Annotated in this window: 24 protein-coding genes; 14 read left to right on the top strand and 10 right to left on the bottom strand. The window is 36.2% G+C overall.

Annotated features, from left to right (window positions below; genetic code table 11):
• Positions 1–57 precede the first annotated feature (57 nt).
• Positions 58–1,230 (bottom strand): 2-isopropylmalate synthase, encoded by a 1,173-nt coding sequence (locus tag B5X51_RS03275; protein WP_079719440.1) that lies wholly within the window; start codon positions 1,228–1,230, stop codon positions 58–60.
• A gap of 147 nt (positions 1,231–1,377) precedes the next feature.
• Here B5X51_RS03275 and B5X51_RS03270 point away from each other — a divergent pair, with 147 nt between their 5' ends.
• Positions 1,378–2,922 (top strand): hypothetical protein, encoded by a 1,545-nt coding sequence (locus tag B5X51_RS03270; protein WP_079719439.1) that lies wholly within the window; start codon positions 1,378–1,380, stop codon positions 2,920–2,922.
• 85 nt (positions 2,923–3,007) lie between these two features.
• On the opposite strand, the gene B5X51_RS03265 is transcribed toward B5X51_RS03270, so the two are convergent.
• From B5X51_RS03265 to B5X51_RS03255, 3 genes are all read right to left on the bottom strand, one after another.
• Positions 3,008–3,706, bottom strand: coding sequence for an RluA family pseudouridine synthase (locus B5X51_RS03265; RefSeq protein ID WP_079719438.1), 699 nt, complete (start codon positions 3,704–3,706; stop codon positions 3,008–3,010).
• Between the two features lie 61 nt (positions 3,707–3,767).
• Positions 3,768–4,586: a 3-methyl-2-oxobutanoate hydroxymethyltransferase gene (panB, locus tag B5X51_RS03260; RefSeq protein ID WP_079719437.1), complete on the bottom strand. Its 819-nt coding sequence runs from the start codon at positions 4,584–4,586 to the stop codon at positions 3,768–3,770.
• 60 nt (positions 4,587–4,646) lie between these two features.
• Positions 4,647–5,765 (bottom strand): glycoside hydrolase family 18 protein, encoded by a 1,119-nt coding sequence (locus tag B5X51_RS03255; protein WP_079719436.1) that lies wholly within the window; start codon positions 5,763–5,765, stop codon positions 4,647–4,649.
• A 63-nt stretch (positions 5,766–5,828) separates the two neighbouring features.
• Here B5X51_RS03255 and B5X51_RS03250 point away from each other — a divergent pair, with 63 nt between their 5' ends.
• On the top strand, positions 5,829–6,284 hold the full coding sequence (locus B5X51_RS03250; protein WP_079719435.1) for a 3-methyl-2-oxobutanoate hydroxymethyltransferase: 456 nt from the start codon (positions 5,829–5,831) through the stop codon (positions 6,282–6,284).
• Positions 6,285–6,323: 39 nt separating this feature from the next.
• Here B5X51_RS03250 and B5X51_RS03245 read toward each other — a convergent pair whose 3' ends face one another.
• The 3 genes from B5X51_RS03245 to B5X51_RS03235 form a co-directional block, all read right to left on the bottom strand.
• Complete coding sequence (locus tag B5X51_RS03245; protein ID WP_079719670.1) at positions 6,324–7,352, bottom strand: formylglycine-generating enzyme family protein; 1,029 nt, start codon at positions 7,350–7,352, stop codon at positions 6,324–6,326.
• 186 nt (positions 7,353–7,538) lie between these two features.
• Positions 7,539–8,159: a CPBP family glutamic-type intramembrane protease gene (locus B5X51_RS03240; RefSeq protein WP_079719434.1), complete on the bottom strand. Its 621-nt coding sequence runs from the start codon at positions 8,157–8,159 to the stop codon at positions 7,539–7,541.
• Positions 8,160–9,176: 1,017 nt separating this feature from the next.
• Positions 9,177–10,610 carry an L-serine ammonia-lyase gene (locus B5X51_RS03235; RefSeq protein ID WP_079719433.1) on the bottom strand — a complete coding sequence of 478 codons (1,434 nt, stop codon included), beginning with the start codon at positions 10,608–10,610 and terminating at the stop codon, positions 9,177–9,179.
• Positions 10,611–10,928: 318 nt separating this feature from the next.
• Here B5X51_RS03235 and dnaK point away from each other — a divergent pair, with 318 nt between their 5' ends.
• Both dnaK and B5X51_RS03225 read left to right on the top strand, forming a co-directional pair.
• Positions 10,929–12,860 (top strand): molecular chaperone DnaK, encoded by a 1,932-nt coding sequence (gene dnaK, locus B5X51_RS03230; RefSeq protein WP_079719432.1) that lies wholly within the window; start codon positions 10,929–10,931, stop codon positions 12,858–12,860.
• Between the two features lie 196 nt (positions 12,861–13,056).
• The gene (locus B5X51_RS03225; protein WP_079719431.1) at positions 13,057–13,689 is read left to right on the top strand and encodes a hypothetical protein; all 633 of its coding nucleotides are present in this window, start codon (positions 13,057–13,059) and stop codon (positions 13,687–13,689) included.
• A gap of 42 nt (positions 13,690–13,731) precedes the next feature.
• On the opposite strand, the gene B5X51_RS03220 is transcribed toward B5X51_RS03225, so the two are convergent.
• Both B5X51_RS03220 and B5X51_RS03215 read right to left on the bottom strand, forming a co-directional pair.
• Positions 13,732–15,000: an NRAMP family divalent metal transporter gene (locus tag B5X51_RS03220; RefSeq protein WP_079719430.1), complete on the bottom strand. Its 1,269-nt coding sequence runs from the start codon at positions 14,998–15,000 to the stop codon at positions 13,732–13,734.
• A gap of 87 nt (positions 15,001–15,087) precedes the next feature.
• Positions 15,088–15,723, bottom strand: a complete 636-nt coding sequence (locus B5X51_RS03215; RefSeq protein WP_079719429.1) for an alpha/beta hydrolase — start codon at positions 15,721–15,723, stop codon at positions 15,088–15,090.
• 136 nt (positions 15,724–15,859) lie between these two features.
• On the opposite strand from B5X51_RS03215, the gene B5X51_RS03210 reads away from it, so the two are divergent.
• From B5X51_RS03210 to B5X51_RS03190, 5 genes are all read left to right on the top strand, one after another.
• Complete coding sequence (locus tag B5X51_RS03210; protein ID WP_079719669.1) at positions 15,860–16,279, top strand: PaaI family thioesterase; 420 nt, start codon at positions 15,860–15,862, stop codon at positions 16,277–16,279.
• Positions 16,280–16,282: 3 nt separating this feature from the next.
• A complete protein-coding gene (locus B5X51_RS03205; protein WP_079719428.1) occupies positions 16,283–17,428 on the top strand; it encodes a chorismate-binding protein in 1,146 nt (381 codons plus the stop codon).
• Positions 17,429–17,666: 238 nt separating this feature from the next.
• Complete coding sequence (gene menD, locus B5X51_RS03200; RefSeq protein ID WP_079719427.1) at positions 17,667–19,400, top strand: 2-succinyl-5-enolpyruvyl-6-hydroxy-3-cyclohexene-1-carboxylic-acid synthase; 1,734 nt, start codon at positions 17,667–17,669, stop codon at positions 19,398–19,400.
• 67 nt (positions 19,401–19,467) lie between these two features.
• Positions 19,468–19,812 carry a DUF2853 family protein gene (locus B5X51_RS03195; RefSeq protein WP_079719426.1) on the top strand — a complete coding sequence of 115 codons (345 nt, stop codon included), beginning with the start codon at positions 19,468–19,470 and terminating at the stop codon, positions 19,810–19,812.
• A gap of 256 nt (positions 19,813–20,068) precedes the next feature.
• On the top strand, positions 20,069–20,905 hold the full coding sequence (locus B5X51_RS03190; protein WP_079719425.1) for a CvfB family protein: 837 nt from the start codon (positions 20,069–20,071) through the stop codon (positions 20,903–20,905).
• Here B5X51_RS03190 and B5X51_RS03185 read toward each other — a convergent pair.
• Positions 20,902–21,390 (bottom strand): hypothetical protein, encoded by a 489-nt coding sequence (locus B5X51_RS03185; RefSeq protein WP_079719424.1) that lies wholly within the window; start codon positions 21,388–21,390, stop codon positions 20,902–20,904. The two genes, B5X51_RS03190 and B5X51_RS03185, sit on opposite strands and share 4 nt — an antisense overlap.
• Positions 21,391–21,496: 106 nt before the next feature.
• On the opposite strand from B5X51_RS03185, the gene B5X51_RS03180 reads away from it, so the two are divergent.
• From B5X51_RS03180 to B5X51_RS03160, 5 genes are all read left to right on the top strand, one after another.
• Complete coding sequence (locus B5X51_RS03180; protein ID WP_079719423.1) at positions 21,497–22,336, top strand: 1,4-dihydroxy-2-naphthoyl-CoA synthase; 840 nt, start codon at positions 21,497–21,499, stop codon at positions 22,334–22,336.
• Positions 22,324–22,851: a PH domain-containing protein gene (locus B5X51_RS03175; RefSeq protein ID WP_079719422.1), complete on the top strand. Its 528-nt coding sequence runs from the start codon at positions 22,324–22,326 to the stop codon at positions 22,849–22,851. The genes B5X51_RS03180 and B5X51_RS03175 overlap by 13 nt, the downstream gene beginning before the upstream one ends.
• The gene (locus B5X51_RS03170; RefSeq protein ID WP_079719421.1) at positions 22,841–24,358 is read left to right on the top strand and encodes a PH domain-containing protein; all 1,518 of its coding nucleotides are present in this window, start codon (positions 22,841–22,843) and stop codon (positions 24,356–24,358) included. The genes B5X51_RS03175 and B5X51_RS03170 overlap by 11 nt, the downstream gene beginning before the upstream one ends.
• A 412-nt stretch (positions 24,359–24,770) precedes the next feature.
• Positions 24,771–25,211 carry a hypothetical protein gene (locus tag B5X51_RS03165; RefSeq protein WP_079719420.1) on the top strand — a complete coding sequence of 147 codons (441 nt, stop codon included), beginning with the start codon at positions 24,771–24,773 and terminating at the stop codon, positions 25,209–25,211.
• Positions 25,212–25,344: 133 nt separating this feature from the next.
• The gene (locus B5X51_RS03160; RefSeq protein ID WP_139374825.1) at positions 25,345–25,893 is read left to right on the top strand and encodes a hypothetical protein; all 549 of its coding nucleotides are present in this window, start codon (positions 25,345–25,347) and stop codon (positions 25,891–25,893) included.
• The last annotated feature ends 99 nt before the right edge of the window (positions 25,894–25,992 follow it).

Genomic DNA, 25,992 nt, shown 5'->3' with positions numbered 1-25,992 from the left:
GAATTCATTACAGTTTTCTGTTTAACTACTGCAATGTTATTTTTAAAGCTGGTCTATTTAGGCCGTAGCTCTTATTTTTCTTTCTGAAATTTCCATAATTTTATGAATGTCATCATCCTCCACACATCTTCTGGCATCAGCATAATTCAAAAATTCGGAGTAAACTGCATCCAATTGAAGTTTCGTTAAATCATAGCCCATTTTTTTAGCTTTATAAGCTAAAGCTGCTCTACCACTTCTTGCTGTTAGAATAATGGCCGATTCGGTTACTCCAACTTCTGCAGGGTCAATGATTTCGTAAGTTTCACGATTCTTAATCACGCCATCCTGGTGAATTCCAGAGCTATGTGCAAATGCATTTGCACCCACAATAGCTTTATTTGGCTGTACTAACATTCCCATTTCCTGTGAAACCATACAACTAGTATCAAAAAGGAATTTTGGATCTATTAGTGTATTTAAATTTAAAGTAGGGTGTTGTCTTAAAATCATGACTACCTCTTCTAATGCTGTATTTCCTGCGCGCTCGCCAATACCATTTATGGTGCATTCTATTTGGCGTGCACCATTCATAACCCCTGCAATAGCATTTGCTGTAGCAAGACCCAAATCATTATGGCAATGACAGGAAATAATAACTTTATCAATATCCTTTACATTATCTTTTAAATACTTTATTTTTCTTCCATATTCTTCAGGAAGACAATAGCCTGTTGTATCAGGAATATTTAATACCGTAGCTCCGGCTTTAATCATTTCTGTACAAACTCGTGCAAGAAACTCGTTGTCTGTTCTCCCGGCATCTTCAGCATAAAATTCAACATCATCTACAAAATTTTTGGCGTGTTTTACTGCAGCCACACCACGTGTAATAATTTCTTCCCTTGTAGAATTGAATTTAAATTTAATGTGTGAATCTGAAGTGCCAATTCCAGTATGAATACGTGGTCTTTTGGCATATTTTAAAGCTTCTGCAGCAACTTCTATATCTTTTTTTACAGCACGGGTGAGCCCACAAACGGCGGCATTCTTTGCCAGTTTAGAGATTTCGTTAACAGATTGAAAATCGCCGGGACTGGAAACAGGAAAGCCTGCTTCAATAACATCTACTCCCAGCTCATCAAGGCGCGCAGCAATTTTAAGTTTTTGGGCCGTATTTAATTTACAACCTGGAACCTGCTCTCCGTCTCGTAACGTCGTGTCAAAAATTTCTACCTTTTCTGTGCTCATAAGAGATTTATTTTACTTTATCTTTAACTAAAGTATTGCTTATCTATACACTCCAGACCTTATCCAATAAGGTCATTACGATAATTAAATTAAAAATTAAAACATAATAGTGCTGTAAATCAGCACTTTATAAACGATTGTGTTACAATGACTAATGATTTAACCGATAACTTATTTTCCTTGATTAAGTCGCTTTCTCCTTCAGAAAAGCGTCAGTTTTCGTTGTATGTAGGAAGAATTGGTGTTAATACCGATAGTAAATTTCTGAATTTATTTAAGGTGATGACCAAGCTGAAGAAGTATAATGAGAAAGAGATCCTATTAAAAACTAAAATTAGTAAACAGCAGTTATCAAATGTAAAAGCACATTTATATAAACAAATTCTTATTAGTTTAAGACTGAATCCGGCACATCAAAGTATTCCGGTTCAAATTAGGGAACAGTTTGATTTTGCTTATATCCTTTATAGAAAAGGACTTTATAAACAAAGCCTGAAGCTATTGGATAAAATAAAAACGCAGGCACTGGAATATGAAGAAAAAAACCTGGCTTATGAAATCCTGGAGTTAGAGAAAATTATAGAATCCCAATACATTACGCGGAGTATAGAGAATAGAGCTGAGAGCCTAATTCAGCAAACGGAAGATTTGAGTGAACTTAATTTAATTTCCAGTAAGCTTTCCAATTTATCTTTACAATTATATGCTATATTCCTTAAAATGGGATACGCCAGAACTCAAGAAGAAGCAGATAGTATTCGGAATTACTTTTATCAAAACCTACCGGAGTACAAAATCAAAAACATAGGTTTTAGGGAGAAATTATGGCTTTACAAGGCCCATTTATGGTTTAGTTTTATAACACAAGATTTTTTGGCTTGCTATCGTTATTCTATGAAATGGATAGACCTTTTTAATGAGCATAAACATTTGGTACCCATTCATCCTGTTTCTTATTTAAAAGGGAATCATTATTTACTGGAGTCTTTATTTTACTTAAACCACAGCAATTTATTTGAAAAGACCCTTAAAAATCTTGAGGGGATGCTTAAAGATGCCAAAATTCCTGATGATGATAACATTAAGGCATTGGCTTTTCTTTATTTGTATTCCAATAAACTCAATCTAAGATTTATGCAAGGCGCTTTTGCCAACGGCGATGAGTTGGTTGAAAAAATCCAGAAACGTATTAAAAAGTATAAAGATCGTATTGATGAACATCATATCATGGTTTTTTACTACAAAATAGCCTGTCTTTATTTTGGCGATGGAAACAACAAAAAATGTATTGAATTCCTAAATAAAATTATCAATAATAAATCTTTGGAAATGCGGGAAGATTTAATGTGCTTCGCCCGAATTTTAAGTCTTGTAGCTCACTATGAAGCCGGATTGGATTATCATTTAGACCGACTCGTTAAATCAACTTATAAATTTTTGATTAAAATGAACGATCTGCACGAAGTTCAAAAACAAATGATAATTTTCCTAAGAAATTTACCTGAAATATCCCCACTTGAAATAAAAGATGAATTTAAAAAATTACACGCCAAGCTAAAGGAATATGAAAACCATCCCTATGAGCGTAGAGCGTTTCTTTATCTTGATATAATTTCGTGGCTGGAAAGCAAAATACAAAATCGCCCTGTATCTGAAGTGATTGCTGAAAAAGTAGCTCTAGTAAGCAGGTAGTTGTTTTGTGAAAACCAGGGGATTAAAATTGCGGTAATAATTAATTTTAGTTTAAAATTATTTAGATAATAATCTTAGGCCGATGTTAGTTAACACAATTATTCCAAAGCACTTCCACTGGTGGTGGAGCCGTAATATGAACCTCATCTTTTTTTACGGGATGGATAAATTTTAATTCCCTGGCGTGCAGATGGATGCTGGCGTCTTTATTGCTTCGGTCAAATCCATACTTTAAATCTCCCTTGATAGGACTACCAATGGCCGATAGCTGACTTCTAATTTGATGATGCCTGCCGGTATGTAAATCTACTTCCAGTAAGAAATAATTATCCAGTTTTTTCAGCATTCGGTATTCCAGAATAGCTTTTTTACTTTCCGGAACTTCTTTAATATGTGCGTAAGATTTGTTCTGTTTTTGATTTCGCTTTAAAAAATGAATTAAAGTATCTGATTCTTTTGGTGGCCTATTTTTTACAATTGCCCAATAAGTTTTTTGTGCTTCTTTTTGCTGAAAAAGCTTGTTTAGTCTTGGGAGGGCTTTAGAGGTTTTTGAAAAAAGAACAATCCCACTTGTTGGCCTGTCAAGACGATGAACAACTCCCAGGTAAACATTTCCCGGCTTATTATATTTTTCTTTTAAATAAGATTTTACCACTTCACTAAGCGGTTTGTCCCCGGTTTTATCGCCCTGAACAATATCACCGGGACGCTTATTTACCACAATAATGTGATTGTCTTCAAAAAGTACCTGAAGATTGTTTTTATCTGAAATTATTTTTTCCACGCCATAAATTTAAGGAAAGAGAGAATAACTCCTCCCCTTTGGGGGAGGCTGGGAGGGGCTATTAATATTGCTCATCATCAGATGGGAAACTTTTGCTCTTTACATCATCACGGTAGCCTTCAAAAGCTTTAGTCATTTCGGTATGTAAATCTGCGTACCTTCTTAAAAATCTCGGGTTAAATTCGTGGGTCATTCCCAGCATATCATGAACCACCAATACCTGGCCATCTACACCGTTTCCTGCACCAATTCCAATTACTGGAATGCTTATACTTTCGGCTACTTCTTTTGCCAGTTTTGCCGGTACTTTTTCTAAAACTATGGCAAAACAGCCAAGTCTTTCCAGCAGTAGTGCGTCAGATTTCAATTTTTCGGCTTCAGCTTCTTCTTTCGCCCTAACAGTGTAAGTTCCAAATTTATAAATAGATTGTGGGGTTAAACCTAAATGGCCCATTACCGGAATTCCGGCGTGGAGAATACGTTTCAGTGATTCTTTAATCTCTTTTCCGCCTTCAAGTTTTACGGCATGCCCGCCACTTTCTTTCATAATTCTAATGGCAGATCTCAAAGCTTCTTTGGGATCACTTTGGTAACTTCCGAAGGGAAGGTCTACTACAACAAGCGCACGATTTATAGCTCTTACCACGCTGGTTGCATGATAAATCATTTGATCTAAAGTAATAGGAAGCGTAGTTTCGTGTCCAGCCATTACGTTACTAGCAGAATCTCCTACAAGAATTACATCTATTCCGGCGCCATCTACAATTTTAGCCATCGAGTAATCATACGCTGTAAGCATAGCGATATTTTCGCCATTCTTTTTCATATCTACCAATGACTTGGTGGTAACTCTTTTATATTCTTTCTTAGCTACAGACATATTTTAAATTTTGGAAGGTAAAAATACAAAAACACGCGGTTTTAAGGCAAGAAGCTGGTTTTATTGTTTTTTAAGTTCAGTATAAAGCGTTTCTAATAATTCGCCATCATCACCATGGTACTGCCAAAACATGGCGCCGCCTAAATTAAACTCCTTAATAAACTTTACCTTTTGTTTTATAGATTCAGGATCGTCATAGGTGATAAAGGTGCCGGTATCTTCCCGCCATAAATAGGGAGCTTTGGCCGCCTCATCCCAAAACCGATTGTATTTGCCGTCTTTTAAGCTGTCTTTTATCTCGCGGTAATTTATACTGAAAGATTTTCCAAAAGCTTTTTGGTGCAGGCCAGAATTTTTATTTTCTGTTTCGTGCCAACCTCTTCCATAAAAAGCAATCCCAACAACAAGTTTTTCTGAAGGAGCACCAGCTGCCAGATGTTCTTTAACTGCAGTAATAGTACTATTTTTATAGTCTTCTGGATCGGTTTCTGAAACATATAAATTGGTATGATGTGAAGTGGAATCGTTCCAACCTCCCTGGTAATCATAGCTCATAATATTTATAAAGTCCAGGTGAGGATGAATCTTATTTAATTCTACATGCTTTAAATATTCTTCATTTGCCGCGGTTGCTATGGTTAATAGGTAATCTTGCGTATCAATTTTACCAACCGAATCTAATTTTTTTCTAAAAAGCTTAAGTATGGAGGTGAAGTTCTGTTTGTCTTCGGGAGAATGTAGATTTCCTGCTCCCGGTTGTCCCGGATACTCCCAGTCTAGGTCTATCCCGTCTATGTTGTGCTTTTTAAGAAAAGAAATCCCGCTATTTGCAAAACGTACCCTTCTAGCTTTAGTAGATACGGCTTCAGAAAAGCCACCAGACCAGGCCCAACCACCAACGGAGATTAAAATTTTTAAATCGGGATTATCCTGCTTTAAACTATTGATCTTTTTGAATCGTTCTTTATCCTCGGGACTGCCTGCTACAATTTCACCGTCTTTTATATTTGCAAAAGCATAATTTATATGGGTGAGTTTTTTAGCAGTAATTTCATGAAACTTATCATCAACATTGCCGGCTACAATATATCCAACTATCTTTTCTTGTGCTTTTAAGGCTGAGATATTGAAAATAAAACCTAAAAATAAAAGGAGGGAAATAATCGATGCTTTTTTCATAGTATAAGGGATTAGCTTGAAGGTATTAAAATACTAAATTAGTGGTTCTATAAAAATACCCCAATGAATAAGTTTTTCCTAATTAGTTTTTTGTTTCTCTCGCAGTTAGGCTGGAGTCAATATTCAGAAAAAGAAGATGTTCAAAATTTGATTGAAGAATTTTTCTATGCTTTCCACGATCAGGATTCTACAGCATTAAGAGAATTTGCGCATCCTGAAATTAAAATGCATTCTGTGACTATAGATGCCAAAGGGAATACCATGCTGGCTACAAAAGAGTATACTGCTTTTTTGACGGCTATTGCCTCAATCCCGATAACAACTAAATTTGAAGAGAAGCTACATGGATTTAGAATTAATATTAATGGAGTGATCGCAAACGTAAGTACTCCTTATTCATTTTTTGTCAATGACGAGTTAAGTCATTGTGGTGTAAACACCTTTCAATTAATAAAATTTAAAGGCGAATGGAAGATTATTTACCTGGTTGATACACGCAGTAAATTAGGTTGTGAATAAACTATTTATGCGATATAATTTGCGTTTAAATGCTCTTGGTTACTCTATATCTTTTACACATCTAAAACCTACATGTTCTAAACCACTTTCGGGAGTAGAGCTCATTCTGGCGGAATTTCGGTAACCAGTGCAATAAGATTCACTGCATAAGAAAGAACCGCCACGAATTACCTTTTGCTGTTCGGCATTATAATATTCTTTAAAATAACCATCGGTACGTTGCTTCAGTTTTGAGTAGGCATTAGGATAATAGGTATCCAAAACCCATTCCCACGTGTTTCCGGCCATTTCATAAAGGCCAAAGGCATTGGGAGGAAAACTTTTTACCGGCGCTGTTTTTGCGAAATCATCTTTTAATTCATTATCAACAGGAAAATTTCCCTGATGAAAATTAACAAATTCGGTAGCTTTTTCAAAGTCATTTCCCCAATGGTAAATTTCATTTTCTTTTCCGCCACGCGCCAGGTATTCAAATTCGGCTTCGGTTGGTAAACGTTTCCCGGCCCATTTTGCATAGGCCATAGCATCATACCAGGAAACATGTACCACGGGATGGTTTTCTTTACCTTTAATAGAACTTTCTGGCCCTTGTGGATGCTCCCAATTGGCACCTTCTTTAAATTTCCACCAGACTTGTGGGTTAGTTGAATTAAAAATGAGGGCTCCTGGAGGAAAAGTTTCACCTTCTACTTCAAAACTACGTTCGGCGGTGGTGATATATCCCGTACTGTTTACAAACTCTCTAAACTGAGCATTGGTTACCTCAGTTTCGTCTGCCAAAATTGTTGCTATTGTCTCTTTATGCTGCGGAAATTCATCTGGCCTGGCCTGTGCTGAATTTCCACCCATTATATATTCACCGCCTTCAATTTTAAGCATTCCGGAAGTTGAGACAGAATCACGTTCTTTAATTTCCGCAATTTCTTCCATATACTTTTGGTGGTAAGATTTTTCAGTTGCCTGAAGATTAGCTTTGGACGTCTTAGCTTTCTCATTTTCCTGGTTTTTACAACTGAAAAATATACCGACTAAAAAAGTTAGAATAATTGGTTTAAAAGAGAAGCGCATACTTAAAATTTTGGCTAAAGATAAAGAAGTAATTGAAACGCATAAAAACACCGACCTTAAAATTATAGAATAATAAATTAGCTGTGTAGCTTTTGAAATTTCATTTTGGCCGGAAATTGAAGGGAGATATAAAATATTAGTTACTGGCAAACTAGTTCGATTCTAAAAAATGCCTCGACGCAAACATTATAAAATTTTTGGAAGAAGAAAGAAGACTACAATTCCATTGTTCATAGCGTGCATAGCGATTGGCCAGATAAGGTTTCCGTTTTCAACTTTTATTTTTCCGAAGAAATACCCGGCGATAATTCTTGGAAAAATTAACAGGAATAAAATAAGGTCAAATTGCCAGCCTTCAACATAATTCCAGATATGAACCAAACCAAAAAGAGCTGCGGTAAGTAGCCATATTAATCTATAATTTCGGTATAGAATTATACGAAACACTCTAAGAAATCTTGAAGGTGTGAGAGATTGCAAAAAAAGAAAAATGATAATAGCCGATAATATTACCAGGCCATATTTAAGTAAAGAATGCGCTTCCTGCGGAATAAAACCAAGGCCTATAAAGGCAAGTACTGCACAAATAAAAATATAGATTTCGGTAAAAGAAGGTTTTATAAGTGTTCTAAACATACTTTCTTCCAGAATGGGCGCTATAATAACCGCCATAAGAATAAATGCCAGCGGGCTTTCGTCCATTAAATTGAATAACTCGGTTTGCTGATATTTTTCCAGGTCTAAACTAGGTAAAAAGGTATTTAGAAATCCCAATAAAAAGAAAAACAAAAAATAGGTTCCTATCATGAACCAGTAATTGCGAAATAGGTTGCTGATTTTTGGTGGGATTTTTGGGAGCTCCAAAGGCGTAAATTTGATTATTGCTGCAATTTAATACTGTGTGGGAATTAAAGCCACGAATTCACTAATTTTTATTTCTTAAATAATAAAAACTGATAATTAAAAAAATGAAAAATAACCGAAAATCGAGAACAGATCAAAAACAGATTACCACGTCGGCTATCGCCTCCTAATGACATTAGTTTTTCATGAGAAGAAAGAGTAAAGAAAAGAAAACAAAGAGTCAATACTTATAAACAGATAAAAGACCCTCAACCATAAACTACAAACTGAAAATCAACAGCCGATAAGCCCTAACTAAAGAGGGCAGCAAAAGTACAGATTGCCGCATCGCTTCGCTCTTCGCAATAATGATTTTTAGCTGTTGCAACGAATCCACCAATTTTTTCTTTTTGAATTACATTTAACCTAAACGAAAAACTCAAAGCCGAGAACCGATTCAGAACAGATTACCACGTCGGCTATCGCCTCCTCGTAACGACATTTGTTTTTCAGGAGAAGAAGGAGTAAAGAAAGAGAACAAAGAGTCAATACTTATAAACAGATTAAAACCCTCAACCATAAACTACAAACTGAAAATCAACAGCCGATAAGCCCTAACTGCAGAGAGCAGCCAAAGAACAGATTGCCGCATCGCTTCGCTCTTCGTAATGACGATTTTTAGTTGTTGCAAGGAATCCGCCAATTTTTTCTTTTTGAATTACATTTAACCTAAACGAAAAACTCAAAGCCGAGAACCGATTCAGAACAGATTATCACGTCGGCTATCGCCTCCTCGTAACGACATTTGTTTTTCAGGAGAAGAAGGAGTAAAGAAAGAGAACAAAGAGTCAATACTTATAAACAGATTAAAACCCTCAACCATAAACTACAAACTGAAAATCAACAGCCGATAAGCCCTAACTGCAGAGAGCAGCCAAAGAACAGATTGCCGCATCGCTTCGCTCTTCGATGACATTAAGATTAACAATCGCTTAAATTCACTTTAACTGCGAGTCCGCCTTCTGAAGTTTCTTTATATTTAGAGTTCATGTCTTTTGCGGTATCCCACATAGTTTCAATCACTTTATCTAGCGGAACTTTTGCTTTAGTCGCATCGCTTTCCAGGGCAATTTCAGCCGCATTTATTGCTTTTATGGCGCCCATTGCATTTCTTTCAATACAAGGCACTTGTACTAAACCTGCTATAGGATCGCAGGTTAAACCCAGGTGATGTTCCATGGCAATTTCAGCAGCCATAAGCACCTGCTCCGGTGTGCCGCCTAGTAATTCTGTTAATCCACCCGCAGCCATTGCTGAGGAAACACCAATCTCTGCCTGGCAACCACCCATGGCCGCAGAAATTGTGGCACCTTTTTTAAAGAGACTTCCAATCTCACCGGCTACAAGCATAAAGCGTTTCATATCTTCAAAAGTAGCCTCATGATTTTCTATGACCATATAATACATCATTACTGAAGGAACTGTGCCTGCGCTACCATTGGTAGGCGCAGTAACTACACGACCCAGCGATGCGTTTACTTCGTTTACACTAATAGCAAAACAACTTACCCATTTAAGAATCTGTCTAAATTTCACTTCCGTTCTTCTAATCGCGGTAATCCAATTTTCGGGAGAGTCATATTTTTCTTCGCCAATAAGGCGTTGGTGCATTTCAAAAGAGCGACGTTTTACATTGAGTCCGCCTGGTAGCGTACCTTCGGTATGGCAACCTATGTACATAGATTCTAGCATCACATCCCAGATTTGTTTTAAACCAGAATTTATTTCTTCTTCACTTCTAAGTGATTTTTCGTTTTCCAGAACGATTTCAGAAATAGGTTTGTTTTCAGCTTTACAATAGGCGAGTAGTTCTGTAGCCTTTTCTATGGGAAAAGGAAACTCCATAAAACTTTTCATCTTCTTACTGGCATTTTTACGTTCTTTCTTTACCACAAAGCCGCCGCCGATAGAATAAAAGGAAGAAGAGGTTTTTTTACCACTTTTCAGTTTAGCACGAAAAGTCATTCCATTTGGGTGAAAATCAAGGAATTTACGATTAAATTTTACATCGTCAGCAATGCTAAAATCGATCTCTTTTTCCCCATTAATTTGAAGTTTTTTTGATTCCCTGATTTTTTGAATTTCAGCATCAATAATAGAAATATCCATAGTTACAGGATCGTGACCACAAAGACCTAAAATGGTGGCAATATCTGTGGCGTGACCAATTCCGGTAAGGGAAAGAGAGCCATAAAGGTCTATATGAATGTGTTCAACTTCTTCAAAAGTTCCTTTTTTCTGTAACTCTGCAATCCATCTTTGTGCGGCTCGCCAGGGACCTAAGGTATGAGAACTGGAAGGGCCTACACCCACCTTCAACATATCAAAAATACTAATACATTCAATTTTTCGCATTGTGTAACTCCTATTTTGCTGCAAAAGTAAGGATTTGTTAGTATGAAGTAGAAGGAATTGACGAAATATTAAAACGATTTCGTGACTAACAATCTACTTCAAAATAAAGTGTCAAAACATTGATTAGATATAATATTTTCAATTCAAAATACGGATAATCAAGTGGCAATTTATTCTAAACTACGGCCTAAAGCGCAGATTTGGCAAGTGATTTAGTAAGAAAATGACAACCTGTCATAAGTTTTTCGATGGCATAAAGATTGACTTTAACACCTCGAACAATTGAAATCAATAATATCAAATTCAACGTATAAAGTTATGAGTAAAATAATTGGAATTGACTTAGGTACTACCAACTCTTGCGTTTCCGTAATGGAAGGTAACGAACCTACGGTAATACCTAATGCTGAAGGAAAAAGAACTACCCCTTCTGTAATCGCATTTGTGGAAGGTGGCGAAATAAAAGTTGGTGACCCGGCCAAGCGTCAGGCAGTAACTAACCCAACTAAAACTATTTCGTCTATTAAGCGTTTTATGGGGAACAAATATTCTGAATCTTCTAGGGAAGCAGGAAGAGTACCTTATAAAGTGGTAAAAGGTGATAACGATACTCCTCGTGTAGATATAGATGGAAGAAAATATACTCCTCAGGAACTTTCTGCTATGGTACTTCAAAAAATGAAGAAAACCGCAGAGGATTATCTTGGGCAGGATGTAACAGAAGCGGTAATTACCGTACCTGCATATTTTAACGATTCTCAACGTCAGGCTACAAAAGAAGCCGGTGAGATTGCAGGTTTAAAAGTTAGCCGTATTATAAATGAGCCAACAGCAGCAGCATTGGCTTACGGATTGGATAAAAAATCTCAGGATCAAAAGATCGCTGTATATGACCTTGGTGGTGGTACATTTGATATCTCTATCCTTGAATTAGGTGATGGTGTATTTGAGGTATTGTCTACTAATGGTGATACACACCTTGGTGGTGATGATTTTGATGAGGTATTAATAGATTATCTTGCAGATACTTTCCAAAAAGCGGAAGATATTGATCTTAGAAAAGACCCAATGGCACTTCAGCGTTTAAAAGAAGCTGCTGAAAAAGCTAAAATTGAGTTGTCTTCTTCAAGTCAAACAGAAATCAATTTACCTTATGTAACGGCAACTTCAAGCGGTCCAAAACACCTTGTAGAAACTATTAGCCGTTCTAAATTTGAGCAATTAGCTTCAGAATTGGTAACCCGTTCTATGGATCCTGTGAAGAAAGCACTTAGTGATGCAGGTCTTTCAAAAAGTGATATTGATGAGGTAATTCTTGTTGGTGGTTCTACCCGTATGCCTAAAATTCAGGAAGAAGTAGAAGCATTTTTTGGTAAGAAACCTTCTAAAGGTGTAAACCCAGATGAGGTTGTAGCAATTGGTGCTGCGATTCAGGGTGGTGTACTTACTGGAGATGTAAAAGATGTATTGTTGCTTGATGTTACTCCACTTTCTTTAGGTATTGAAACTATGGGAGGAGTTAACACTAAGTTAATTGAATCTAACACAACAATTCCAACTAAAAAATCACAAACATTCTCTACCGCGGCAGATAATCAGCCTTCTGTAGAAATTCACGTGTTGCAGGGTGAGCGTCCAATGGCGGCAGATAATAAAACAATTGGTAGATTCCACTTAGATGGAATTCCACCAGCACCAAGAGGAACTCCTCAAATTGAAGTGACTTTTGATATTGATGCCAATGGTATCATTAAAGTAAGTGCTACCGATAAAGCAACTGGTAAATCTCAGGATATTCGTATCGAGGCTTCTTCAGGATTAACAGAAGAAGAAATCGAGAAAATGAAGCAGGAAGCTGAAGCTAATGCTGATGCAGACAAGCAAGCCAAAGAGAAAGTAGATAAGCTTAACGAAGCTGATGCTATGATCTTCCAAACTGAAAAGCAGTTGAAAGAATTTGGTGATAAGATTTCTGAAGACAAGAAAAAGCCGGTAGAAGAAGCTTTAGAAGAATTGAAGAAAGCTTACGAAACTAAAGAGTTGGATCAAATCACTCCTGCTTTAGACAAATTGAACGAAGCATGGAAAACAGCTTCTGAAGAAATGTATAAAGCACAAGCTGAAGCCCAGGGCGGACAAGGTGGACCACAACAAGGTGCTACCGGAGCTGAAGGCGGACAGCAAGCCGGAGGAGGAAACTCTAAAAGCGGAGACGACGTAGAAGACGTAGATTTTGAAGAAGTGAAGTAAGCAGAGAGCCATTTTTCATAGTGCTTTGCGCTAAAGAAAAATGTGCGAATCGCTTATCCCGAACTTGTTTCGGGATCTCGAAAAATCGAGCTTAAGTAATAGTACCAAAAAGCGCAATCATTAATTTGATTGTGCTTTTTTTATTTTTACACGCAACTATTTGGTAATTTTTGCATCTATTAAGAAATCGACTATTATGAAAATATCAATATTATTTTTTACACTCATTCTTTTTGTTTCCTGTAGTACTGACGACGCTATTTCTACCAAAGGCTTTGAGTCAATTTCTGAGGAATATCCTTTCCATGATCTGGATCCCGGTATAGAAAACAATTATTGGGAGCTTGTTCAAGCTTTTGTAAACGGCCCGAATGATTTTAACGAAAAAATTATAGGTCAAAACGGAGTGCTATGTGTCAGTGAAGAAGACGATATGTGCAAGGAGGAGTTTAACAACTTAAAACCGGAAAACGGTTTTGCCCCAAGTTGTTTACCGGCATCTTGTTTTTATTATTTAAAATACCAGGCGGAAGGTCAAAATAGATTGGTTGGGAATAAGGATGAATTACTGCAATTTTTAGGTGCTATAAATACAAAAGAAGAGGCCTTGCTTTGGATTCGTGCAAACGATTATTATTATCGAATTAATGATATTGAAGGGGGGGCTATAAAAGCTACAAATTCCGGTTTTGAACTTATAGTATTAAAAACTGTTAGTTATTGCACGCCAATTCAAACCAATAGATATCACTTAAAGCTTACAACTAATGGCGACATTCAAGTATTAAAAGAAAAAGTGTTTTCGGTTGATGAAAATTCCTGTGTTTAATTTAAGGTGAATTTAGTGTGCGTGAATCATTTGGTTAAAAAACTAACTCAAAAAATTATAATACAAATACACAAAATTAAATATCACCAAAAGGGCAAAACAAATCAAGCTGAAAACTCTATAGTTTTTTCCTGGTCGATGTTTTTCCGGCATTTGTTTTCCGGTTACCAGTTTGTAATTAAACCAGGCTAGAAAAGGTGCGGAAAGAAATGAAAGTCCGGCGGCGAAATCTACTAAAATGGTAAAAGAACCCGAGAGAAAATATAAAATTGAAAGAGACAAGACGGGGATAATGAAAATAGAAATTCGGTAAATTTTCCATTTCTCTTTTTTGTCTTCAGGTTTATCCTTTTCAGGGTTTTTTAATTCAGAGATTACTCTGGGATAGGCATCAGTAACTGTTAGAACAGTACTAAGCATAGTAACAAAAGCTGCTACCGAGATTAAAGGCTTGCTCCATTCGCCAAGGGTTTTCCCGTAAAGTTCTACCAACTGGCTCGAGAACTCTACGCTGTTGCTGGAAAAAGAAGTTCCGCTGCCAAACATTACTAAAACGCCTAGTAGAAAGAAAAGTGAACCTATAAAAGCAGCCGAAAGATAGCCCACGTTGAAATCGGCAAAAGCGCCTTTTACTGAAATTTTTTGTTTGTTTTGTAAGGCTTTCTCTTTAGTCCAGATGGAATGCCAAACCGAAGCATCTAGCGGAATAGGCATCCAGCCCATAAAAGCGATTATAAAGCCCAAACTGGCGGTAGTCCAAAGCGAAGGCGACTCAGTGGTTACTGCATCATTCACTGTTCCCGCCCCAAAAGCCATAATTACGGCAGCAAGAGTAGCGAGAGTTAATAAGGTAACGATCACCTTCATACTTTTATCTAGGCCGGGATATTTTCCTATTAAAAGGAGAGCGATACATGCACTTAGAATAATCCCACTCCATAAAAAAGGCGACCAGCCAAAATTGAATAATCGCTCTGCTAAACCGGCGGTGACAATAGTCACTGCGGCCTGTATAATAAACATACTTCCTATAGTAATCATAATATAGATCCAATAGGGAAATTTACCGAGTTTTTTATAACCGGTAATTAGATGGTTTCCAGTACCGGCGACAAACCTGGGGCCAAATTCCAGAAAGGGATATTTTGAAATGCAGGCTATAATTAGAACCCAAATTAAGATAAATCCATAATCGGCACCGGCCCGGGTGGCCTGTACCAAATGAGAAACCCCAATAGCTGCTCCCGCCAGTAAAAAGCCTGGACCTATGCTTTTTAAAATAGATGTTTTGGAGGTAGTTTTTTGTTTCATTTACAAATAATCACATTATAGACTTCTCGACTGCGCTCGACGTGACAGTTTCAGGAAGAATGTATAGGGTTTCAGAATTCTCCTAAATTAAGCAAATTCAGCAATTAGTTCGGTATTAACTTCGTGGCCGCCTTTATAAGTTTTTATTTCCAAATTGTTTGGGAATAATTCTCTGAGTCGTTTTTCCTCCACTTTAATAATTCCATTTTTTAGGTATTCATCTTCGGTTCCATAAATAAAGCTAAAGTTGGTGTTTTTTAAAAACTGAAAATCTTCCATTGTTAATTCCGAAGGAACTTTCCCCGAATGCATAATCAATTCATCACATTTAAGTTTGCGTGAGGCTACCCAACGTGTCGCTACTGAAACTCCCTGAGAATATCCTAAAATAATCAGTCTGCGAGCATTTTTAAGATTTTCAGCTTTGTAAACCTCGTCCAGATAAGCAAGTACATTTTCTGTTTCAGCTTCAGTTCGTTCTTTAGTAAGCCAGGAAGCCCCAACGTGTTTGTACTCGTTTTTGAGATAGTATTTAGATTGTGCCTGTGGGGCTACGATATAATTTTCTTCAGTATTTAAATGATAAAAATGCCGCAAAAAATAACGGCTCAAGTAACCAATTCCGTGACAAACCAGCCATACCGTTTTTGTTTTTTCAGTAAAATCGTTTAAAACGCTATAGGTGTTAGTAATCTGATAAGAAAGCTCCTTTTCAATACTCATTTTTTAGGTCGGTTTTGTATTTTTACTCGATAATCGAGACTTAAATGATTCAAAGCTTGCGGCGAATCAAAAAAAAAATTATAAAATGCCTCTTGGTTTACCCGATGTGGCTTACAAAGAAACCAATCTTATTGCTATGACCAAAGAAGAAATTCTGAAGCTTTCTAAAAAAGTGTGTAGAAATACGCTTATGGAAACTCTGGAGATAGAATTTACCGAAATTGGAGACGATTATTTAATCGCTAAAATGCCGGTTACCTCCAAGGTGCATCAGCCAGACGGTGTTTTGCACGGTGGTGCCAGTGTGGCTTTGGCAGAAAGTGTAGGAAGCATGGCAAGCTATGTTTTCCTGGATACTGAAAAATTTTATGTTCGTGGGATTGAAATTTCTGCAAATCACTTAAAAAGTATTTCAGAAGGTTTTGTTTTTGCAAAAGCATCGTTTATTCATAAAGGCCGTACTACCCAACTTTTTGAAATTAGAATTACTGATGAAGACCAGAATCTTATTTCTATCGTAAAACTTACTACCATAGCATTGCCCAAAAAGAAATAGAAAATGAACAGCGAAGATTTTTTTACAAAATTAGAAAGGCAAATCCAAAGTGGAAATCCATTTGTGGCTTATAGAAACCCTAACGACAAAAACGGATTAACCAAAGCTTTGTTACAGGATACGGAGAAAGCTTACAAAACCTCTGGATTTAATGAAAGCGGATTTGTTTTTGCTCCTTTTGAAAATGATAATAATGCGTTTTTTATTCCTTCTGAAAATGCCGAAAGTATTACTACAGAATATTTTGCTGATAAGGATGAAGAAGTAAAAAAAGAAGATCAGGAATTTCCGCCGGTATATACCAATGCTGAAGCTAAAATACAGCACGAAAAACTAGTTCAGCAAGGTATTGAAGCCATTCAAACAGGCGAATTTAAGAAAGTGGTTGTATCGCGAAAAGAGGATGTGCAGACTCAACTAGAAGCGCTTGATATCTTTAAGAATTTGCTTAAAAAATATGAAACTGCCTTTGTTTATTACTGGTTTCATCCCAAAACCGGGATTTGGCTGGGTGCCACGCCAGAAACACTTTTAAAGGTTGAGCGCGATAAATTTAAAACCATGTCTCTTGCCGGGACGCAGTCGTTCCAGGGAACCAGTAATGTGAATTGGGGAGAAAAGGAAATTGAGGAACAGCAAATAGTTACAGATTCTATTTTAGAAAACCTGCAGGATAAAGTTTCCGGTACTATTCATAGATCTGAGCCTTATACTACTAAAGCAGGAAATTTACTGCACTTACAAACAGATATCCAGGGAATATTGGATTCGGAAAAATCTAACCTTAAAAGTTTGATTTTAGCCTTACACCCAACTCCCGCAGTATGCGGACTTCCAAAGAAAAATGCGAAAGAATTCATATTAAAAAATGAAGGTTATAATCGCGAGTTCTATTCAGGATTTTTGGGAGAAATGAATATGAAAAAAGAAATAAAGAGGAATAGTAATCGCAGAAATCAGGAAAACCAGGCTTATGCGAGCATTTTAAAGCAAACTTTTTTATTTGTAAACCTACGTTGCATGAAGCTAGAAGCGGGAAAGGCCAGGCTATTTATTGGAGGTGGAATTACCAAAGATTCTAATCCTGCAGACGAATGGCAGGAAACCGTAAATAAATCGCATACCATAAAATCGGTGCTTGTTAAATAAGGGTAAAACCTGTCCTTAAAATACTTTTGAAATTGTAATTTTGAGTGGAAATAAAACGTGTCATTACGAACGAAGTGAAGTAATCTCTCCATTGGTTATCCATTATTTACAGATTGCTTCTCCCAATAAATATTGGGGTCGCAATGACGAGTAAAAACTATAGACTTGGAAGCAGACCTAACAGATTTTACCTAAATAAATATTATAACTGTGAGGTCTGGTTTGAAAAATAAACTTTGTGAAATACTCTAAAATACCTGTTGCCAGATCTATTGTAGCGCTTTGCGTTGCTAAAAATATAAACCACGTAGTAATTTCTCCAGGCTCAAGAAATGCTCCCTTAACTATTGGTTTTACACATCATCCAGATATTAAGCCTTACAGCATTGTAGATGAGCGCTGCGCAGCTTTTTATGCGTTGGGAATGGCGCAGCAGCTTCAAAAACCGGTAGCCCTGGTTTGTACTTCGGGATCTGCTTTGCTTAATTATTATCCCGCAATTGCTGAAGCTTATTATAGTGATATTCCTTTAGTAATTATCTCGGCAGATCGGCCGGTGGAGCGAATAGACATTGGCGATGGACAAACCATTAGACAGAAAAATGTTTTTGAAAATCATATTTTATATTCGGCAAATTTACATTCAGAGCTGGTTTTAGATGCCGAGGCGACCGATAAAAAACTTCAGCAAAAGCAGTTTGAGTCGCAAAAACATAACGAAAGGGAAGTAAACCTGGCGCTTAATAAAGCGATAGAAGGCAAGGGACCGGTTCATATTAATGTCCCTTTTTATGAGCCATTATATGATTTGGTAGAAAATGTGGACGTTAACCCTTTACAGATCTTACCGGAAATTAAAGAACGCACCTATACAGAAAATCAGTTGCATGGTTACGCCGAGCTTTGGAATAAAGCGAAGCGAAAAATGGTGATTGTAGGTGTGGCACAACCTAATATCGTTGAACAGGAATTTTTAGAAGAATTAGCTAAAGATGAATCGGTTATTGTGCTTACCGAAACCACCTCTAATTTAAATCATCCTGAATTCTTTACGCGAATTGATACCTTAATTGGTCCCATTGAAAAAGATGAAAACTGCGAGGAGTTGTTTAAAAAGCTCCAGCCAGAAATACTACTGACCTTTGGGGGAATGATCGTTTCGAAAAAGATCAAGGCATTTTTAAGAAATCATCAGCCACAGCAACACTGGCATATTGATCCTAAAAAAGCTTACAACACTTTTTTCTGCCTTAATAAACATTTTGAAACTACTGTAAACTCTTTCTTTACCCACTTTTTTCCACTTACTAATAATGTTCAAAGCGATTATGGCACATATTGGAAGGAAGTAAAAAGCAAACGGCAAGTTCGTCACGAAGAATATATGGATAAAATCTCGTATTCTGACTTGAAAGCGATGCAGGAAATTGTTCCGGCTATTCCCGAAAATTATATTGTGCACCTTGGTAACAGTTCTACCATTCGGTATGCGCAATTATTTAAATGGGAAGAAAGCCTTCGTATTTTTTGTAATCGAGGCACCAGCGGAATTGATGGTAGTATTTCTACTTCAATTGGGGCCGCTTGCGTAAAAGGCGAGCCTACGTTGATGATTTCGGGAGACCTTAGTTTTTTCTATGACAGCAATGCCTTATGGAATAATTATATTCCTAAAAATTTCAGGATAATTATTTTAAACAATAATGGTGGAGGGATTTTTAGAATTCTCCCTGGAAATAAGCATACAGAGAATTTTGAAACTTATTTTGAAACCACACATCAACTTCAGGCGAAATCCTTAAGTGAAATGTATGGATTTCAGTATTACTCGGCTAAAACATCAGAAGAGATAGAAACACATTTAGAAGAATTTTTTAACAATTCTGATAAGCCAAAACTTTTGGAAATTTTTACTCCACGAAAAATTAATGATGAGGTACTTTTAGAATATTTTAATTTTATGAAATCTTAAGCTATTAAATTCGGAAAAAAACCACTCATTTAAGTAAATTGTTGGGAAATAAACTAAAAACTTAATTATGAGTACAAAAACCGATGAAAAAGTAGGGAAATACATCCAGGATGTGAAAGATAAAACGGGAGAGGAACCCGATGTAGATCTTTTACGAAAAGTAACAGAATCTTGTGGCCCAAGTATTTTTAGAAGTGATGCCGAAACCGTTTCCAGTTCTTCAGAATCTGAAATGGAAACGGTAAAACGTAACTTTCTTATTAAAAAATTAGGTTTAAAAGATGACGAAAAGCTGGATGTGGGCTTAAATGCTGTGATGGAAAAATACGGAAAATCTAACCGTAATAAATATCGTGCAGTTGTATATTACCTGCTTACCAAACACTTTAAAAAGGAAAGTGTTTTTAAATAAACTTCAGTTTTTAGGGTTGTTTGAATATCTGCAGACAGTAAAATCCTTAAGCGTTACAAAAGTTCTTTAATATGAGAGACCTCACAGGTTTTAAAAACCTGTGAGATCTGATTTAATAAGACTTCCTTAATTTTATGAATAAAACGGATGTACAAGTTAAAATATATAAGAATCCGTTTTTACAATCGTAAAACGGATTTTTTGTTTTATGGAAAAGCCGTAAATATAAAGTATCTTTGCACTCAAAATATAGATTATGCTTAGAATTGGCGAAAATCATACGCTTCATATTGTTAGGGAAACCGAGCCCGGACTTTTTTTAACCGACCAAGAAGGAAATGAAGTTTTACTTCCGAATAAATATATTCCTGAAACTTTTGAAATTGGTGAAGAGATAGATGTTTTTATTTACCTGGATCACGAAGAAAGACCGGTTGCCACTACCTTAGAACCTTTAGTGAAGTTGGATGAATTCGCATTTCTAAAATGTGCAGAAACTACTGAATTTGGGGCTTTTTTGGACTGGGGTCTTGAAAAACACTTATTCGTTCCGTTTAAAGAGCAGGCTTACCCTATGAAAAAGGGAGGTCGTTATCTTATCTTCTGTTATTTGGATGAGGAAACAGATCGTTTGGTGGCTTCAAGTAAAGTACATGCGTTCCTGGATAATTCAGAATTGACTATAGAGCCTTTTGAAGAAGTGGATATCATTATAAGTAATAAAAGCGATTTAGGTTATAATGTAATTATTAATCAGCTGCATTTAGGTTTGATCTATCACGATGATGTTTTTCAGGAAATAAACGTAGGTGATGAAATGCGCGGGTTTATTACTAAAACACGTCCAGACGGCAAGATTGATGTAAGTTTACAAAGACCGGGATATAGAAGTATTGAGCCCAATGCCGAACTAATTCTTAATAAGCTGAAACAAAATGAAGGCTACTTAAATCTTACCGATAAATCCTCTCCAGAAGCAATTCACGGACAGTTGGGGATTAGCAAAAAGAGTTTTAAGCGTGCGGCGGGAAATCTTTATAAGCAAAGGAAAATAGATATTAAAGACGACGGAATTCACCTTAAAGAGGCTTAATAAAATGGGCTGCGAGGGGAATAATAGGAAGAACCGTAATACATTCTGCGTTGGTTTTGCCTGTGTAATGCATTTTGATAAATTCTTTGATTCTGGTAATAGGGGTTAGAGTTAAGCGCATCGTTATACACTTCATCTTTGTCTCTAATCCTGTAATTGTTGGAAATTTCAAAAGCTTTTCGTTTTTGAGAAGTTGTAGGTAAAGGCGTGCCGATATCTACGCTGCGTTTTTTCATATTACGCTGTTGCTCAAGAATCCCAACCATATCTACCGTAGCACGCTTGTTTTCGTCTACATTTAGAAATTCTCCACTGGGAAGATTAAAGTCTCCCTGAAAAAATTGCTGGCCAAAACTTAGGTCGCTCCATGCAGGGTCTATACTGTAATTGCTAATTTCAAAATCGGCCATATCCCAATATTCCTGGGCAGAACAAGGAGTTATACTGAATAAAAATATGCTTAAAAGGAGTAGACGAAATTTCATTATTAGGGCTTTTGTTTTTAATATAGCAAAAACAATGCAAATCTATTTGCGGTACAAAGATATTAAGATAAATTGAAAAGCTTATTTTTGAGTAAAATAAAGACTTATGAGTGAAATTAACTGGAAAACTGTAAAAGAATACGAGGATATTACTTATAAAAAATCTGGAGGTGTGGCGCGAATCGCTTTTAACCGTCCAGATGTTCGCAATGCTTTTAGACCTAAAACCACTTCAGAACTTTTAGATGCCTTTCACGATGCACATGAAGATACCAGCATTGGCTGTGTTTTACTTTCTGCTGAAGGGCCTTCTTCTAAAGATGGAAAATGGGCGTTTTGTAGCGGTGGAGACCAAAAGGCACGTGGCCATCAAGGCTATGTTGGTGAAGATGGCTACCATAGATTAAATATATTGGAAGTTCAGCGTTTAATTAGATTTATGCCTAAAGCTGTAATTTGCGTAGTGCCCGGTTGGGCTGTAGGCGGCGGGCACAGTTTGCACGTTGTTTGTGATCTAACTCTTGCCAGTAAAGAACATGCTATTTTTAAACAAACCGATGCTGATGTAACAAGTTTTGATGCCGGTTATGGCTCGGCTTATTTGGCTAAAATGGTAGGGCAGAAGAAGGCACGTGAAATCTTTTTCCTCGGAAGAAACTATTCAGCACAGGAAGCTTACGAAATGGGAATGGTAAACGCGGTAATTCCACACGATGAGTTAGAAGACACTGCTTATGAATGGGCCCAGGAAATTATGGCTAAATCACCAACTTCTATAAAAATGTTGAAGTACGCCATGAATATGACCGATGACGGTATGGTTGGTCAACAGGTTTTTGCCGGAGAAGTTACCCGCCTCGCTTATATGACCGATGAAGCCAAAGAAGGTCGTGATGCCTTTTTGGAGAAAAGAAAACCCAATTTTGATAAAAAATGGATTCCATAGCCAAAGATTTTAGCAACGAACAGCTTGATTTAGCTTCCTTACCAAAATATGAGTCGGTAGCTTTTTCATCAGTTTCGTCTACATATCTTATAAAAATGAATATTCAGACGGGCATTTTAATGCTCGTCTTGTTTGTTTTGCTTGGTGTTTTATGGTTTTTTCAGCTAAATCAGTGGCAATCAGGTATTATTTTAGGTGTTATTTCTGCAGCTTTTATATTCAGGTTTTGGAATAATTATAAACTGTTACAAAGCCTGGGTTATGCTGTAAGGGATAAAGATGTGGTTTACAAACGAGGTTTCATCTTTAATAAAACAACCATAATTCCATTTAATAGGGTGCAGCACGCTTCAATTTCACGAGGTGTTTGGGATAAGGTTTTAGGTATTTCCAGTCTTAATATTTTTACTGCCGGCGGAAGTGGGAGCGATATCACTATTCCCGGTTTGGATCCAGAAATGGCATTACTATTAAAAGAAGCCATTGCAGTTAAGATCTCTAAAGATGAATTCTAAGGCATACAATACCGCCCAACGGCAATCTATAGCAGGGATTCTACTTATCTTCATTTCCAGTCTCTATAAACTCGTTAAGATATTCTGGGCTATGGGTGCTTATTTGTTGTTAAGCGGTCCCAGTAAAACTACTTTAATCTATACAGCCATAGGTTTGGTTGTTTTAACGGGATTAACCTTAGTTTATAGCTACCTTTACTACCGTAAGTTTATATTTTATATTGATTATGAGCGTGAGGAATTCGTATTGGAAAAGGGAATTTTTTCTACTGAAAATTCAGCGATTCCTTTTGATAAAATTCAGCAGGTTTATTTTAAACGTTCTATCCTTCAGCGGGTAATCAATGTCTATAGCCTGGTTATAGATACCGCCGGAAGTAATCAAAAAGAAGTAGAGATAAAAGCTATTTCAGAAAAAGATGCCAATAAACTTTTAGAAATTCTTTTAAAAGCTAAATCTGAAAAAGTTGAAGAAAATCAAATAGAAGAAGAAAAGTTAGAGCCCGGAAATAAGGAAGTTTGGACGCATAAAGTTGATATTCTTACGCTGTTGAAAATTGGGATAAGCACAAATTACCTACGCGGCTTATCTCTGGTTTTAGCTTTTGTAATGGGGATTTATAATAGGATAAATACTTATTTTAAAGACCAGATTGACGATGTAGAAGTTTATTTCAGTCAATTTTCGGGAATACTCCAGTCTATAGGCTATTTAATACTACTTTTTTTAGTGCTTTTATTGCTAAGTATAAGCATTACCATTATTGAAGTTTTTATAAAGTATTACGGCTTAAAAATTCAGCAGACTAAAGACAAGCTCGAAGTGGAAATGGGTTTAAAGACCAACACCAAGGTTTCGCTTCAACCCAGAAGGCTTCAGTTAATGAGAATTAATACGAATCCTGTTCAGAAGCGTTTTAACCTATACGAAGCTCAAATTTCCTTATCTAGTAGCGAAAATGAACTTCAGAAAAACAAAATAAAGATTCCCGGCTTAGGAAAGGAAATCGTAAAAAAGATAAAGTCTTTTCTGTACAGCGAATCTTCAGGGTCTCAATTTAGAACTACCTTTAGTCCAGATAAATTATTACTCTTCCGAAAAATTTCTCTGGCCATGTTGCCGGCATTGATTTTCGTGGTTCTGTGGTATTTTACAGCTTTAGTAAGCTTACAATTATGGGCGGTTTTGGTGTTGGCAGGGGTATATATTGTTGCTGCAATAGCAATACAAATATTCTCTTTTATGGCTCGAAAATTAATATTTACAGAAGATTTTTTACAAAAGAAAAAAGGCTTGTGGAATAAAACTGAAGAAACCCTGGAGTTATTCAAAATACAATCTATAAGCGTAAAGCAACCAATTTGGTATCGCAGGCGAAATTTAGTGAATATAGTTTTTCATACCGCGGGAGGTGATCTTAAGTTTTACGCGGTTAGTAATGATATTTTGCGATATATAAATTATGTCATGTATAAAGCTGAAGTTAGTAAGCGAAACTGGATGTAGTGATACTAAGATAAATTAAGATTTAAATGAAACATTGCAAAACTAATTAATGAAGAAACAATATCAATTCTCTTTAGTATTACTATTAATATTTTCGGTTAGCTGTCAATCTCCTAGTAGAGAAAATGAAAATTTGAGATTACTGGAAAATTCGGATGAAATTTCATCTTTAGCGGAGTTAATAGATCTTCCTGAATTCAAAAATAAGACACTATATATTAATTAATATAGTTTTTATTGTAAGCATTCGTTAGATGAATTTTCCCATCTTAAAAAGCTTCAAAATCATCTTCAAACTTCAAAGTTTAAAAATGATATAGTTTATATCCATCTTAGTACTCCAAAGTGGGGTTTCGAACCTTTTTGGAAATTCAATGTGGTCAAGTATAAACTTTCTGGTTATCATTTTCTGATGAATGAGAAGTTTTATAATGATTTTTGGTCTTATTTCCCTGAATCAAAAAGGGAAACTCCCTTTTTTGTTGAAGTCACAAAAGATGGGAAGATATCTAAAATAAATAGACCGAGCACTGTACTAACAGATAAGGCATTAAATGAATTTAATCTAAAAACATTTAATTTTATTAGAACGAACTTAGATTCCATTCTCGCAAAACATCCTAAAAAATCTGATCTTTTATTTAGATTCGACCAATCATTAAAACCAAAGATCAGTTTCTTTACTTATTCTAAGAATCAATCAGAAAAATCAAGGGAAGTTAAGGTTTGGAAAGGTTTAAGGAGTTATGTAGTAAATTCTTTTGATTCAATTTCTAATAACACCAACATATCTAAGTATTCATTTGCCATTCCGCTTAAAGCTAGAATTTTAGATTCTATTACATCAATATAACTAAAAAGAATTTTAGGTACTATCCGAACTGATATAGTAAATCGGTGTAAGCGATGAAGAATTATTTATCTCAGATTGACGCAACCAAATATAGTTTTCTGCATCTTATATATAGTCATTCAAAACTGATACTATGAAGATTTCAAACTGTTTTATCTTATTTTTATTTTGCATTACTCTTTTATCTTGCTCGAGCAATGACATCGATAGAGGTGAAATTACCGGCGAAAGTGGCATCAGTTACAGCGATAGTAAAACAATGTGGAAGGAGCTAAAAGCACAGAATGATGAAACCTACAGCTACACCGTGAGTTTTATTTCCTGGTCGGGATTTGGCAGTAGAACTACCATTACTGTAAAAGATGGCCTTGTTAGCAAAAGAGAGTACCTTTATTTTGAACAGGTGCTTAACGAGGAGAGCGAACTGGAAGAAGTAGAAATTGAATCTTACACAGAAACCGGAGAGGAAATCGGTAGTAACTCTGAAGGTTTTGATCCTTTGCTTATAGATGAATTATATGAAACCTGCATTTCAGAATATTTAAGAGTAAATACCGGTGAGAATGATGTTTACTTTAATACCAACGACACCGGAATTATTTCTAATTGCGGTTTTGTTCAAAAAGGCTGTGTAGATGATTGTTTTATTGGCTTTAGAATCAGTGAATTTCAATGGCTCTAAACCTTGATTATTTCAGGATCTATTAGGTTGAATTTGACAAAATAAAAAATCCCCAATCTAAATCTAGATCGGGGATTTATATTTTAAACCATTAAATAA

This window comes from Salegentibacter holothuriorum, assembly GCF_900168045.1.
Lineage (GTDB): Bacteria > Bacteroidota > Bacteroidia > Flavobacteriales > Flavobacteriaceae > Salegentibacter > Salegentibacter holothuriorum.
The sequence above is the reverse complement of the archived record's forward strand: the minus strand, read 5'-3'. Positions and strand labels throughout refer to the sequence as shown.

Excerpts from the sequence above, each read along its gene's own strand:
- B5X51_RS03275 (WP_079719440.1), bottom strand. The coding sequence starts at position 1,230 with ATGAGCACAGAAAAGGTAGAAATTTTTGACACGACGTTACGAGACGGA.
- B5X51_RS03270 (WP_079719439.1), top strand. The coding sequence starts at position 1,378 with ATGACTAATGATTTAACCGATAACTTATTTTCCTTGATTAAGTCGCTT.
- panB (WP_079719437.1), bottom strand. The coding sequence starts at position 4,586 with ATGTCTGTAGCTAAGAAAGAATATAAAAGAGTTACCACCAAGTCATTG.
- B5X51_RS03255 (WP_079719436.1), bottom strand. The coding sequence starts at position 5,765 with ATGAAAAAAGCATCGATTATTTCCCTCCTTTTATTTTTAGGTTTTATT.
- B5X51_RS03250 (WP_079719435.1), top strand. The coding sequence starts at position 5,829 with ATGAATAAGTTTTTCCTAATTAGTTTTTTGTTTCTCTCGCAGTTAGGC.
- B5X51_RS03245 (WP_079719670.1), bottom strand. The coding sequence starts at position 7,352 with ATGCGCTTCTCTTTTAAACCAATTATTCTAACTTTTTTAGTCGGTATA.
- B5X51_RS03240 (WP_079719434.1), bottom strand. The coding sequence starts at position 8,159 with ATGATAGGAACCTATTTTTTGTTTTTCTTTTTATTGGGATTTCTAAAT.
- B5X51_RS03235 (WP_079719433.1), bottom strand. The coding sequence starts at position 10,610 with ATGCGAAAAATTGAATGTATTAGTATTTTTGATATGTTGAAGGTGGGT.
- dnaK (WP_079719432.1), top strand. The coding sequence starts at position 10,929 with ATGAGTAAAATAATTGGAATTGACTTAGGTACTACCAACTCTTGCGTT.
- B5X51_RS03225 (WP_079719431.1), top strand. The coding sequence starts at position 13,057 with ATGAAAATATCAATATTATTTTTTACACTCATTCTTTTTGTTTCCTGT.
- B5X51_RS03220 (WP_079719430.1), bottom strand. The coding sequence starts at position 15,000 with ATGAAACAAAAAACTACCTCCAAAACATCTATTTTAAAAAGCATAGGT.
- B5X51_RS03215 (WP_079719429.1), bottom strand. The coding sequence starts at position 15,723 with ATGAGTATTGAAAAGGAGCTTTCTTATCAGATTACTAACACCTATAGC.
- B5X51_RS03210 (WP_079719669.1), top strand. The coding sequence starts at position 15,860 with ATGACCAAAGAAGAAATTCTGAAGCTTTCTAAAAAAGTGTGTAGAAAT.
- B5X51_RS03205 (WP_079719428.1), top strand. The coding sequence starts at position 16,283 with ATGAACAGCGAAGATTTTTTTACAAAATTAGAAAGGCAAATCCAAAGT.
- B5X51_RS03195 (WP_079719426.1), top strand. The coding sequence starts at position 19,468 with ATGAGTACAAAAACCGATGAAAAAGTAGGGAAATACATCCAGGATGTG.
- B5X51_RS03190 (WP_079719425.1), top strand. The coding sequence starts at position 20,069 with ATGCTTAGAATTGGCGAAAATCATACGCTTCATATTGTTAGGGAAACC.
- B5X51_RS03185 (WP_079719424.1), bottom strand. The coding sequence starts at position 21,390 with ATGAAATTTCGTCTACTCCTTTTAAGCATATTTTTATTCAGTATAACT.
- B5X51_RS03180 (WP_079719423.1), top strand. The coding sequence starts at position 21,497 with ATGAGTGAAATTAACTGGAAAACTGTAAAAGAATACGAGGATATTACT.
- B5X51_RS03175 (WP_079719422.1), top strand. The coding sequence starts at position 22,324 with ATGGATTCCATAGCCAAAGATTTTAGCAACGAACAGCTTGATTTAGCT.
- B5X51_RS03170 (WP_079719421.1), top strand. The coding sequence starts at position 22,841 with ATGAATTCTAAGGCATACAATACCGCCCAACGGCAATCTATAGCAGGG.
- B5X51_RS03165 (WP_079719420.1), top strand. The coding sequence starts at position 24,771 with ATGAATGAGAAGTTTTATAATGATTTTTGGTCTTATTTCCCTGAATCA.
- B5X51_RS03160 (WP_139374825.1), top strand. The coding sequence starts at position 25,345 with ATGAAGATTTCAAACTGTTTTATCTTATTTTTATTTTGCATTACTCTT.